The sequence below is a fragment of the Roseivirga sp. genome (genome assembly GCF_034669765.1).
GTDB lineage: Bacteria > Bacteroidota > Bacteroidia > Cytophagales > Cyclobacteriaceae > Roseivirga.
On sequence record NZ_JAXMOQ010000001.1, the window covers coordinates 493,536 to 506,285 of the forward strand.

10 protein-coding genes are annotated in these 12,750 nt (G+C 40.9%); 7 read left to right on the forward strand and 3 right to left on the reverse strand.

The window, feature by feature from the left end:
• Window positions 1–2: 2 nt before the first annotated feature.
• Window positions 3–1,334, forward strand: a complete 1,332-nt coding sequence (locus VOI17_RS02160; RefSeq protein ID WP_323755590.1) for a HAMP domain-containing sensor histidine kinase — start codon at window positions 3–5, stop codon at window positions 1,332–1,334.
• Here the strand turns inward: VOI17_RS02160 and VOI17_RS02165 are convergent.
• Complete coding sequence (locus VOI17_RS02165) at window positions 1,331–2,089, reverse strand: SDR family NAD(P)-dependent oxidoreductase (protein WP_323755591.1); 759 nt, start codon at window positions 2,087–2,089, stop codon at window positions 1,331–1,333. The genes VOI17_RS02160 and VOI17_RS02165 overlap by 4 nt on opposite strands.
• A gap of 179 nt (window positions 2,090–2,268) precedes the next feature.
• On the opposite strand from VOI17_RS02165, the gene VOI17_RS02170 reads away from it, so the two are divergent.
• The 5 genes from VOI17_RS02170 (at window position 2,269) to VOI17_RS02190 (ending at window position 8,001) form a co-directional block, all read left to right on the forward strand.
• Window positions 2,269–3,354, forward strand: a complete 1,086-nt coding sequence (locus tag VOI17_RS02170; protein WP_323755592.1) for an amidohydrolase family protein — start codon at window positions 2,269–2,271, stop codon at window positions 3,352–3,354.
• Window positions 3,355–3,453: 99 nt separating this feature from the next.
• The gene (locus tag VOI17_RS02175; protein ID WP_323755593.1) at window positions 3,454–4,758 is read left to right on the forward strand and encodes a hypothetical protein; all 1,305 of its coding nucleotides are present in this window, start codon (window positions 3,454–3,456) and stop codon (window positions 4,756–4,758) included.
• A gap of 10 nt (window positions 4,759–4,768) precedes the next feature.
• Window positions 4,769–5,788: a sensor histidine kinase gene (locus VOI17_RS02180; RefSeq protein WP_323755594.1), complete on the forward strand. Its 1,020-nt coding sequence runs from the start codon at window positions 4,769–4,771 to the stop codon at window positions 5,786–5,788.
• Between the two features lie 17 nt (window positions 5,789–5,805).
• On the forward strand, window positions 5,806–6,567 hold the full coding sequence (locus VOI17_RS02185) for a LytTR family DNA-binding domain-containing protein (RefSeq protein ID WP_323755595.1): 762 nt from the start codon (window positions 5,806–5,808) through the stop codon (window positions 6,565–6,567).
• A 198-nt stretch (window positions 6,568–6,765) separates the two neighbouring features.
• A complete protein-coding gene (locus tag VOI17_RS02190; protein ID WP_323755596.1) occupies window positions 6,766–8,001 on the forward strand; it encodes a hypothetical protein in 1,236 nt (411 codons plus the stop codon).
• A 68-nt stretch (window positions 8,002–8,069) separates the two neighbouring features.
• Here the strand turns inward: VOI17_RS02190 and VOI17_RS02195 are convergent, their stop codons facing one another.
• A complete protein-coding gene (locus VOI17_RS02195) occupies window positions 8,070–8,696 on the reverse strand; it encodes a cytochrome c oxidase subunit 3 (RefSeq protein ID WP_323755597.1) in 627 nt (208 codons plus the stop codon).
• Window positions 8,697–8,828: 132 nt separating this feature from the next.
• On the opposite strand from VOI17_RS02195, the gene mfd reads away from it, so the two are divergent.
• Window positions 8,829–12,176 (forward strand): transcription-repair coupling factor, encoded by a 3,348-nt coding sequence (mfd, locus tag VOI17_RS02200; RefSeq protein WP_323755598.1) that lies wholly within the window; start codon window positions 8,829–8,831, stop codon window positions 12,174–12,176.
• On the opposite strand, the gene VOI17_RS02205 is transcribed toward mfd, so the two are convergent.
• On the reverse strand, window positions 12,139–12,741 hold the full coding sequence (locus tag VOI17_RS02205; protein WP_323755599.1) for a hypothetical protein: 603 nt from the start codon (window positions 12,739–12,741) through the stop codon (window positions 12,139–12,141). The genes mfd and VOI17_RS02205 overlap by 38 nt on opposite strands.
• Window positions 12,742–12,750 lie beyond the last annotated feature (9 nt).

Consider the following 12,750-nt stretch of genomic DNA (forward strand, 5'->3'; position numbering starts at 1 on the left):
GCTTGCCGCAGATTCAATTTTTCAAAAGTATTCGATTTAAGATTGCTGCGGCCTTCTTTGTTGTCTTTTTAGGCATTTCGCTCGCTTTTAATTATTCCCTTTTCCAATCCATCCGAACCAGCCTCATCAATGCTTTTCAGAATGGCGGAAAAATTGAAGCCCTGAGTATTTTGAACGGAGTAGATGATGAGCTGACGCAAATCCCCGTTACGCAAGAAGATCAGCCCATTCAGCTTTGGTTTGGCAACATGTTCGAAAGCCAGATGGTCTATGAGCGGCCCGATTTCCCAGAAATATTCTCTTCCGTTTTTGTAGAAATAGAACAACCATCTTCAGGCGAACGGGTTTCACTGATGGAATTCATTAAGATTGATTCGTTTACTTATTGCATTGCCCGAAGGCCTTTGGATGAAAGCACAGGCGCACAAATCAGTTTGGTCCTGGCTAAAAACAATCAGGTAGTTTATAATGAAATTTCAGCCTTAAAATCCAGACTGATCTTTGCCAACTTGGGTGCAGCCCTGATTGCATTTATCGCTGCTGTTTTAATTGCTCATTTCACTTTAGCACCATTGCAAAAGTTAATTGCCAAGGCCCAAAGTGTAAAAGCCTCGCCTCAAATGGATCGTTTGCCTGTTTCTTCTGCCAATGACGAAATCACTCAGCTTTCAGCTACGATGAACGAAATGATTTCAAGAATTGAAACTTCCATTCGTAGCCAGAATCAATTTTTCGCTATGGCCGCCCATGAACTGCGAACGCCTTTGGCCAATATGCAGTCTGAATTGGAGTACCGAATGGGTTCGTCTGAAAAAGAACTGAGTCAGGAAACGCTCAATAGCTTACGCGAAGAAGTGATTAGGCTAAAGAACATTGTCCAAGATTTTTTGCTCATGAGTCAACTCAAATCTGAAACGCTCGTGTTGCGCAGATCCGATTTCAGATTAGACGATTTGATTTATGACATGCTGGAAAGAATGCGCCCAACTTTGTCTACAAAGAATTTCGACATCAAGCTTTCCATCAATGCCAATCCTGAAGATTTAACAATAAATGCAGATAGAGAAAAACTTGAAGGTGTATTGGTCAACCTCTTCGATAACATCCGAAAATATGGAGCGAGCAAGCAACCCGTTTCCGTTGAAATCTCTGAACAAAACGAGATGCTTACCTTACATATTCAAAATGGAATTGCCGAAAATATCGATTCGCTACAGAAAGGAATGGGGCTTGGTTTACAGATTGCGAAGCAGGTAATAGAAAAGCACAACTACCAGTTTTTACTCTCAAAACGTAAAACAAACTTTACTATTGAAATATTATTCACTCGTTAATGCACATAACTAGCGGCATTCACATCAATGGTACATCCCGTTGCATGGTCCATTAACCCACTGGCCATCAACGTAACCAAGGGTGCCAAATCCTTCGGCTCGGTCAATTGGTTCAACGCAATATCATCAAGGGCAAAACCCTCTCCGTATTGGTCCATAAAATCTTGTGCCATGTCGGTTCGAACAAAACCAGGCGCAATAGTAAATGCTTTGATTTCATTTTTTCCGTAAGCCCGAGCTATGGAACGCGTAAGCGCCACCACACCACCTTTCGAAGCCGCATAAGCCAAGTAATCAGCAGTGTCTCCGCGAAAAGCAGCACGAGATGAAATATTGATAATTCTTCCTCCGCCATTAGCCAAGAAATGCTCGATGGCTTTTTTGCACAAAAGTCCCGTTCCTCTTAGGTTCACGCCCATTGTAAACTGCCAGTCACTTAACCAGTCTTCATCTGCTTTCACTAAGTCCGAAGAAATAGCAACCCCAGCATTGTTAATCAACACATCCAAACCATTCATTTTCTCAACTACTTGTTTAAACAAGTTTATGGTTTCCGATGCATCAGAAAGGTTGGCTTGAAAAAGCTGACAATCGGAATTCAACTCTTTCAGAATGGACTGCGCTTGTTCTTCATTTGAGTTATAGTGAACCGCCACGGCAGCGCCAGAATCTGAAAGCTGTTTGGAAAGTGCACGACCAATGCCTCTTGAGCCACCGGTTACCAATATCACTTTCCCTTTTAAAGAAATCTCCATTTTTCCTCTGTTTATACCTTCAAATTAAGTCAAAATTCAATGTCCCTTCCTACCGCCAAAATCATTTTGTAGTTCAGAAAAGCGCAATTCATTCTATATTATGCAACTGCTGCAATTTTGATCACAAGCGTAAAACCTTTAATATTCTACCTCGATTAAGCTAAAAACTATCTTAAGCCATGAAAATCAAATTGATTGCCTGCTCCATTGCTCTACTTTTAGGAGCCACAGTTACTGCCCAAACGATGGACTTTGAAGGATATAATCCGCCATCATCACTCGTTGTTCCGGAACATCCTTTAACTCGATCTAAATTTCCTTTTATCGATATCCACAGTCATCAGAGACGAATGGGCCAACAGGATTTAGATGCGCTTGCGGCCGAAATGGATGGAATCAATATGGGGCTAATGGTAAACCTGAGTGGGGGAAGTGGCCAATCAATTGCAGACGCTACAAAGAACATCAAGGCCAATCAACCCAAACGCTTTATTGTATTTGCGAATGTAACCTTCGATAAGGTGGGGGAAAAAGGTTGGGGTGAAAAGGCTGCCGCGCTACTAGAGCAAGATTATAATGCGGGAGCCCGTGGTTTGAAAATATTCAAAAGCTTGGGCTTCTCCGTAAAAGATATTAACGGAAACCGCGTAGCAGTTGACGATCCAAGGCTTGATCCCATTTGGGCTAAATGTGGTGAATTAGGCATTCCAGTGCTGATTCACACCGCAGATCCAAAACAATTTTGGGAGCCCTTTGATGCTGAGAATGAAAGATGGTTGGAATTAAAAACACATCCAGGTAGAAAAAGAGAAAACAATGACCCTGTACCTTGGGAAACCTTGATTCAAGAACAACACAACGTTTTCAAAAAGCATAAGAAAACGCAATTCATTGCAGCACACTTAGGTTGGTATGGCAACGACTTAGCCCATTTAGGAAAACTCCTGGACGAAATGCCAAATATGAATGTAGAAATCGGAGCGGTAATCGCTGAGTTGGGTCGCCAACCACGTGCAGCAAATACCTTCCTCACCAAATACCAAGATCGTGTGCTATTTGGAAAAGACGCCTACAACCCTGAGGAATACGCCACCTATTTTAGAGTGCTTGAAACTCAAGATGAGTATTTTCCCTACTACAAAAAGTACCACGCCTATTGGAAAATGTACGGCCTGGGCTTATCTGACGAAGTGCTGAAAAAGATCTATTACAAGAATGCGATTCGTTTGGTACCGGGTATTGACGCTTCTACTTTTCCCAGATAGAAATTATTTGAAGTGGTGCTTTTCCCGATTCAGGGTTTGAATATGCTAGTACAGTCTGGAAACGTTTTTTCTACCAACAATTCAAATTACGTTTGTTGCATGGATAGTCTGCAACATGGAGTTGAGAGAAGGGTGAGAAAGTTGATGCTTTGCATTGGCATTGCGGTGGGCTTGTTGATTATTGTTTCGGAAGCGAAGTCACAGGAAAAGAACATTTACCTCTACGGAAAAGTAACAACCATTAATGGCGATAAATACCAAGGCGCCTTGCGCTGGGGAGGTGATGAAGTATATTGGGTCGACCTTTTTAATGCCCAAAAAACCTCTAGCGATTTTTTAAAATTCCTTTCAAAAAAAGAAATACAACAGATTTCGGATCAAGAAGGCGGAAGCTCATGGTTGGGTATTGACCTTGGAGTATTGAGTATTTGGGACGACAAATATAGCCGCACGGCTCACCAATTCGATTCCCGCTTTGGTGACATCAAAAGCATTAAACCTACGGGCAGAAGCCGAGCACAAGTCACCTTAAAAAATGGTGTAATTGTAGAAGTCAGTGGTAATGGTTTTGAAGATGTGGGCGCGAGTGTGAGCGTGTACGATGAAGAGTTAGGCATAGTAAACCTAGACTGGGCGAGAATAGAAAAAGTTGAGTTTTCAGAAAGCGGAAAAAAGCTGAAAACACTCTTTGGAGAAGCCATTTATGGAAAAGTTAAAGCAGGCAGAAGAGGTACTTTTGAAGGCACCATTCAATGGGACCAAGGCACAAGCGGCAATAACCACAATGAGCGTTTCTTAGAAGATATTCTTAATGGTGAAGACCGTGATGGAGATAAAAACATTCCATTCAGGTCGATTACAAAAATTGTCAAAAATAGAAATGGGGTAGATGTAACACTGCAATCAGGAAGGGAATTCTTTTTAACGGGCTCGAACGATGTGAACAGCGAAAACGCTGGCGTTTTAATCAACGATAAGGAAATTGGTCAAATCGTGGTACCATGGCGCGATTTTGAAGAACTGGAAATTATAGAAAGCAAGAATCAAGGACCTTCTTATAGTGAATTCCCATCCTCCACAGGCTTAAGAGGAGTCGTGATTAACAGAGATGGCGAAAAAATAAGCGGCCTTATTGCCTATGACTTAGATGAAGCTTGGGAATATGAAACTTTAGATGGCCAAGATGACCGAGTGGTTTACAAAATCCCCTTCCGAAATGTGAAAAACATCATTCCTAAGAACTATAGTTACTCAATGGTCATTCTGAGAAATGGCAAAGAGCTATTACTGGGTGAAAGTCGTGATGTGTCAGAAGACAATGATGGAGTGCTTATATTTACTTCTAAAGACGCCAAACCAACGTACATACGTTGGTCACAAATTGACGAAATCATCTTTGATTGAGTAAAACGCTTTGAAATTCAGTCGTAGTCAAATCATCCAAAACAGTATTGCCATCAGTTTGGTGGTGGGCGTTTTTGTTTTTCTCTACGCCACTTCAGCACCACGCGAACTTTACCTAACTGCCGGACTCATTGTTGCGGTTTTGTTGTTGGTCTTATTGGCCAATCGCACCTTAACCATAGCATTAGATAGAAAACTTCCCTGGTTAACCCATGGTAATAAGCGCTTTTACTCTCAATTGAGTATTGGCGTGTTAGTTTCTTTAATCATTATCAACCTAAGTTATTTTCTGTTCAAGATTACCCTTACAGAAGATCCTCCTGTCGGAAGTCAAATTGCGACCATCAATGCATTATCAATTTTGATTCTGTTGCCCATCATTTCAATCAATTTTGGAATTCAGTTTTTGAAACGCTGGAAAAATGCTCAACTGGCTTCGGAAGAATTTCAGAAAGAATCGATCAAAGCAGAGCTTAATGCATTAAAAAACCACTTGGATCCGCATTTCCTTTTCAACAACCTTAACATTCTTTCTTCGCTGATTTCTAAAGACCAAAAGCAATCACAGGCTTATCTGGAAAAGTTTGCTGAAGTCTATCGCATCATTCTCCAAAGTAGTTCCGAAGAATTGGTGGAGTTGAAACAGGAGCTCAGTTTCATTAGTGCTTATATGTATTTGTTAGAAATTCGGTTCGAAGACACCATTCAACTGAGCATGGCCATAGATAAAAAAGACGAAGCATTATACTTACCTCCACTCACCCTGCAAATGCTCATTGAGAATGGCATTAAGCACAATACAGTTTCGGAACTACGCCCACTAAAAATTCATGTTGAAAGTCAGAATGGCTATATCTCAGTAAAAAATAACCTGCAGGAAAAGAAGGTTGAACTGCCGAACAGTGGGCAAACTGGTTTGGAAAATATTAAGCGTAGATATTCCTACTTTACTACAAAGGAAGTTGAGGTAATTAAGAACCCAAACTCGTTCATCGTTCGTGTTCCTCTCATCAATATTTCTGAAATTTAACCTTAAAAGCTAAGCGAATGAAAATACTGATTATTGAAGACGAAAGGCTGGCATCGGAAAGGTTAATCGAACTGCTAAAAGAACTCAAACCGGAACTGGAAATCGTAGGAACCATCAGATCTGTAGAGGCCGGTTTGCTTTGGTTCGAAAATAATGAAGACCCCAACTTCATTGTCAGCGACATTCAGTTGCTTGACGGAACGAGCTTCGAAATTTTTGAACAGCACAAACCAAAATGTAAAGTTATCTTTACAACAGCCTACAATCAATACGCGATTAAAGCCTTTGAGGTAAATAGTGTGGATTACTTGCTCAAACCCATTCAGCGCGAAAAGTTGGCCACTGCGCTAGAAAAAATTAAAGAGCAATCCGCCATTTCTTCTTCTCCAGCCTTTGATCTTAGCCAAATCAAAGCACTGATTAACGAACAGAACAAAGAATACAAATCACGATTCCTCACCAAGATTGGCCAGCGAATTCGTGCCATTCCTACCGAGAAAATCGCCTATTTCTATACCCACGATAAGCTTACTTATATCGTCACTTTTGAAAAGCAAAAGTACATCATCGATAACACGCTGGAAGAAGTAGATCAAATGCTCAACCCTAAACAGTTCTTCAGGGTAAACCGTAAATTTTTGGTGCATTTCGATGCCGTTAGTGACATTCACCCTTACTTCAAAGGCCGCGTAAAACTAAGCCTTAGTCCAGAAATTGATGAAGACATTGTAGTGAGTTCGGAAAAGACACCCCTTTTCAAACAGTGGTTAGACAACTAAAGCCACCCCAATTCCTTCTTGAAATAACGCTTCAAAAGTTGGCTTCAATAAACCAACAGGAATAGATCATTCCAGTTCAGTAAGTTCTCCTCCCGTTTCGGTCAAAGAATAACTAGCTAGAGCCAATCGGCATTTCTTGGCAAGATGTCATTCTGCATCTTTGATTCGTCAAAAGAATCAAACTCAAACAACACAACCATGATCAAATCAATTATTTCAAAATCTGCCCTATTTCTCGGGCTCATTGCGGCTCCATTTATTTCGGCCAATGCACAAGATGAAGGATTCATCTACGGAAAACTCACCACCATTGATGGCAAAAGCTACACAGGTCAAATGCGCTGGGGCGATCGTGGTGAGGGCTATTGGACAGACCATTTTAATGGAAATAAAGAAGAAAATGATAATTACCGTCACCTGACGAGAGAGGAAATAAACGATTTAAGGGACGAACAAAGGAGAAGAAATAGTAGCTGGGGCAGCTTCACGATTAGTTGGGGCAATAACAGCTGGGAAACCACACATGAATTCAGAACTGAATTCGGCAACATTTCCAAAATTGACATTAACAGACGTTCCGAAGTAGAATTAACGCTACGCAACGGAGATAGGGTTTTTGTTCAAGACGGCTCGGACGATATGGGCGGTACAATCACCATTCTAGATCAAGAATTGGGAAGCATGAAATTCAACTGGAGTAGAATTGAAACCATAGAATTTATGGATACGCCAAGCAAACTCAACAGCAGAATTGGTGACCCTATCTACGGAACTGTTGAATATTATGGGGGTTCAATCACTGGATTTGTTCAGTGGGACCACGATGAGCGCTATACCACCAACGTTCTTGACGGTGATACCCGCGATGGCGACATGAAAATCGAATTCGGCAATATTAAGTCCATTGAAAGAGATCGCTCTGGCAGTAATGTGGTAACCAAATCAGGCAGAGAGCTTTACTTGAGAGGCTCCAATGATGTAGACAATTCGAATGGTGGAATTATCGTAAGTACCGATTTCGGCAGAGTAGATATTCCATGGAAAGAATTTAAGCGTGTTGAATTCACAAATGCACCCAATTCTGGAAAAGCATATTCTGCTTACGCAGTGAATAAAATCTCTGGAACCGTGGAAACAACCAAAGGAGAAAGCCTTTCTGGCGAGATCATTTTTGATCTAGATGAAGAATACAACTTCGAGATAATTCAAGGGGAAAATGATGACATTGAATACTTTATTCCAATTGAAAACATCAAATCCTTCAGCCCAAGAAATTACGATAACGCAAGAATTGTGTTGAAAAGTGGAAAAGAATTAACCCTTGGTTCGGGTAGAGATGTAAGTGATGAAAATGAAGGCGTTTTGGTTTTCAACTCAAGCGGAAAACCCACTTACGTGAAATACGAAAACATTAAACAGATTAATTTTAACTAAGCCCAAAAGTCAGAAACAATATCCTGGTCAATTTGAAGGCTACAACTACGTTGTGGCCTTCCTCTTTTTTAAAAACTAAACAGCAAATAGAAGAATAACAGCACCCAAAGTACATCTACAAAATGCCAGAAGTCTGTCAGCATTTTGAATCTGATCTTCTGGTAGGGTGTAGTACAATAGATCAAACTTTGAACGGCATCGAGCGAAACCTTATTGCATTTGACGAGCAACCGAACCACGTAGAGTAAAATGGCCACTACATGCACCACATGTAAGCCCGTGATTACATAGAGATAAGCGCCAGAACGCCTACCGCTAAATAAAATCTGATTTTCTTGAAGTTCGCGCCAGCCTAAAAACTGCGAGGTGGCAAAAGCCAAACCTAGTAAAAACGTAATTCCCAACCATTTTTTCAGTTCTTCCAGCTCGTCTTTTTCATAGGCAGGAATAATTTTGGACACCGAAAAACTGGAAAGAAGCATCAATACCGTACTTACCACAAAGAATTTAGGAAATTCAATTTTGAGGAAATTGCCATTCGCAGGTTGGCTGGCTGTAAAAGCAACCAGCAAAAAGAGGAAAAGCACCGAACTGCCAATCAGAGCCACATAGAGCATAATTTGATGCGGATGCATCTGCTCCATTTTATTAAAGGCTTCGCGCCTTAAGCCGATTCTAATTTTTTCTTTTTTCACTACAAATGCTCTAACAATAAAAGCAATTAAAGAGTTGGGTTAAATGTCGGTTAATTTATTCATTGCTTACACTCTTTTGCCACGAATGGCTTCAGAATTATTTACATTTGCCCCCTCTTTTTAGCAAGAACCTTGAAAGTAAAAGACTTCATAAAGATTTATAGGGAAGACCCTATCATTCAAACCATTGCCGAGCGAATTAAGCCCAACGAGGGAAATAGCATTCAGCTTAAGGGGTTGGTGGGTAGTTTGGATGCCGTTGTGGCGGCTGCCGTGTATCAACACAATAAGCAAACTTCCCTTTTTGTAATGCATGACAAAGAAGAAGCTGCTTATTTTCATAACGACATGCAGAATTTGGTTGGCGAAAAAGAAGTTTTGCTTTTCCCTACTTCTTACAAAAGACCTTACCAGTTTGATGAAACAGAGAATGCCAACATTCTCATGCGTGCCGAAATCCTAAACAGGATTAACCATAAAGCGTCCACAGGCGAAATCATTATTACCTATCCCGAGGCACTTACCGAAAAGGTAATCAACAAAAAGGCCTTGGCCACCAATACTTTTTCTACCAAAGTGGGAGAAGAAATTGATGTGGAGTTTTTAGCAGAACTGCTGATGACTTACGATTTCGAGAAAACCGACTTTGTGTACGAAGCAGGCCAGTTTTCAGTGCGTGGTGGAATAGTAGATGTATATTCTTACGCACACGATTTACCTTACAGAATTGAGCTTTTCGGTAACGAAGTAGAAAGTATTCGAACTTTCGATCCAGTTTCTCAGCTTAGTCAGGAAAGTGTAAAACACATCAACATCATTCCGAATATTCAAACCCGACTGTTGCAAGAAGTAAGACAATCGTTTTTGGATTTTATTCCGAACAACACCAAAATCTGGTTTAAGGATTACCAACAAACCTTAGATACGATCGAAAAATACTTCGAAAAGGCTTCTGCTAATTTTGACGAAGTGCTTTCAGTTACCGATGCGCAAATAGTACTCAGCCCAGATGCGCTTTTCGAAACTCAAAAGTCCTTTAAAAAGGGAATTGAGAGTTTGACTCAAATCGAGTTCGGAAATCGCTTTACCAAAAAATCCGGTTTCGAATTTAGGTTTGATGCCGAAGTGCAGCAATCCTTTAACAAAAATTTCGACCTCATTGCTGATAACCTTGGTGGTTGGCAAATGAAAAGTCATACGCTTTTAATCTCTGCGGAATCTGACACTCAAATCGGCCGATTAGAAAAAATATTCACTGAGTTGAACCCTATCATTAAGATTCAACCCCTTAATATTGGCCTCAGACAAGGATTTATTGATAAAACACTCCAGATGCTCTGCTATACAGATCATCAGCTTTTCGATAGATTTCACAAATACAAAAGCCGAACACAACACAGTAAATCAAAGGCTTTAACGCTGAAAGAACTGCGCTCTTTACATCCAGGCGATTACGTTACCCACATTGATTATGGCGTGGGGCGTTTTGCGGGAATGGAAAAAGTAGAAGTGAATGGAAACAAGCAAGAGTCCATCCGTCTGGTGTATCGCGATGACGATTTGCTTTATGTAAGTCTCCATGCCCTTCATAAAATTTCAAAATATTCAGGTAAAGAAGGCGCTCCGCCAACCATGAGCAAATTGGGTTCTCCTGAATGGGAAACCAAGAAATCTAAGGTCAAGAAGAAGGTAAAAGACATTGCAAAAGACCTGATTGCACTTTACGCCAAAAGGAAAGGCGCCAGTGGTTTTGCTTTTGAACCCGATGGTTTTATGCAGGCCGAATTGGAATCGTCTTTTATTTATGAAGATACTCCAGACCAAGCCAAGGCCACCGAAGACGTTAAAGCTGATATGGAATTGGCACACCCCATGGACCGATTGGTTTGTGGCGATGTAGGTTTTGGTAAAACGGAAGTGGCCATTCGTGCAGCTTTCAAGGCCTGCGCCAATGGAAAACAGGTGGCGGTTTTAGTACCTACCACCATTTTGGCCATGCAGCACTACCGTACTTTTGCTGAAAGGCTGGAAAACTTTCCAGTCAATGTGGAATACATCAACCGATTCAAAACCAGTAAAGAAATTAAAGAAACCCTTCAACGGGTGAAAGAAGGCAAAACCGAGATTCTTATCGGCACGCACAGAATTGTAAACAAGGATGTGGAGTTCAAAGACCTTGGGCTTCTCATTATTGATGAAGAACAAAAATTCGGAGTCCGTGTCAAAGATAAACTCAAGGAATTTAAACTGGATGTAGATGTGCTTACCCTCACGGCTACACCAATTCCGAGAACTTTGCACTTTTCGTTAATGGGCGCGAGAGATTTGAGCGTAATCGCTACGCCTCCTCCCAACCGACAGCCTGTTACTACGGAAATACACACTTTTGACGAAACCATAATTCGCGATGCCATCAGTTTTGAACTGAGGCGTGGTGGTCAGGTTTTCTTTGTGCATAACCGAATTAAAGACATTGTTCAGGTAGGAAATATTATCCTGAAGTTGGTGCCCGATGCTCGAATTGGTGTGGCCCACGGCCAAATGGAAGGGAGTGTGCTTGAAAAACGCATGATGAAGTTTATCGAGGGTGAATACGATGTATTGATTTCTACCAACATCATTGAGTCTGGCCTAGATATTCCGAACGCCAACACGATCATCATTAATCATGCGCACATGTTTGGGCTTTCCGATTTGCACCAAATGCGTGGACGAGTAGGGCGTTCTAACCGAAAAGCCTTCTGTTACTTATTAACACCTCCATCTATCGGGCTTAGTTCCGATTCTAGAAAACGCTTGAGTGCTTTGGAAGAATTCTCTGATTTAGGCGATGGCTTTAAAGTAGCCATGCGTGATTTAGATATTCGCGGAGCAGGTAATTTATTAGGAGCCGAACAAACAGGTTTCATTACCGATTTAGGTTTTGAGATGTACCACAAAATTCTTGACGAAGCTGTTCAAGAATTAAAAGAAACCGAATTCAAAGACCTCTTTTACAAGGATTTGGTGAAAGAAGCAGCCGAAGCGGTTAAGGTGGATACTTCGATTGAAACCGATTTAGAGATTCTCATTCCGGAGACTTACGTTTCCAATATTTCGGAACGTTTGGGCCTTTATTCTAAAATCGATAACATCAAGAATGAAGAAGGCTTAGCCAAATTCACAACCAGTATAAAAGACCGCTTTGGACCTATCCCTGTACCTGTTTTAGATTTGATGGAAACGGTGAGGCTGCGTTGGCTGGCTGAAAACCTAGGTTTCGAAAAAGTGGTCATCAAAAACGAGTCGATGAAGTGCTACTTCTTGCCTTCTGACAATGAGCGCTATTTCCAATCCCCAGCCTTCGGAAAAGTTATCGCTTTTGTTCAGTCGCATCCAAAAAGTTGCCACATGAAGGAGCACAAAACTCGCTTGATTTTACGAATTGACGAGGTTTTATCTATTAATGATGCAATAGAGATTCTAAAGCAGATGAATTAGGAGAGTATTTTTCTAGAAAAGATTTGTAAGAGCCTTCCAGTGCCAATATTGCGCTTAGGGCCAAAGTCAATTCATAGCGATATGCCCTCAAAGACAAAGCTTTATCCTTTTTCTCATCTCTGATTTGAAGAAATATATCCGTCATTTTGTGAAAGGCCACTGAACCATTGCTTTGGTAAAATTCCTGGATAGAATATACTCCTGAAATATCCATCACCTTGTCGTTCGATAGATAAGTCAATGACTGGTTTAATTTGGCCACTTCCATGGCTGTCGCGCTTAATAAGCCGAGATCAAAATTGAGATTTACATCTGTTGTATCTCTTTGGCTTTCACCGGCCTTTAACCAAGCAGTAGTACGATCATAATTTTTTTGAATTTCATTCTTATTGGATTGAATAGACTCAATGTTATTTTCTACCTCGCTAATAATGTTTTGAAACGATAAGTCAGCCTGCTTTTTATTTAAAAAATCTTGCCTCCACTCTGATAGAGCCATGGCCAAGACTACCGCCACAACTATAGAAATAAACTCAAACGCAATTTGCTTACCATTTCTTTTCATCCCTCCTTC

Excerpts from the sequence above, each read along its gene's own strand:
- VOI17_RS02165 (WP_323755591.1), bottom strand. The coding sequence starts at position 2,089 with ATGGAGATTTCTTTAAAAGGGAAAGTGATATTGGTAACCGGTGGCTCA.
- VOI17_RS02170 (WP_323755592.1), top strand. The coding sequence starts at position 2,269 with ATGAAAATCAAATTGATTGCCTGCTCCATTGCTCTACTTTTAGGAGCC.
- VOI17_RS02175 (WP_323755593.1), top strand. The coding sequence starts at position 3,454 with ATGGATAGTCTGCAACATGGAGTTGAGAGAAGGGTGAGAAAGTTGATG.
- VOI17_RS02185 (WP_323755595.1), top strand. The coding sequence starts at position 5,806 with ATGAAAATACTGATTATTGAAGACGAAAGGCTGGCATCGGAAAGGTTA.
- VOI17_RS02190 (WP_323755596.1), top strand. The coding sequence starts at position 6,766 with ATGATCAAATCAATTATTTCAAAATCTGCCCTATTTCTCGGGCTCATT.
- VOI17_RS02205 (WP_323755599.1), bottom strand. The coding sequence starts at position 12,741 with ATGAAAAGAAATGGTAAGCAAATTGCGTTTGAGTTTATTTCTATAGTT.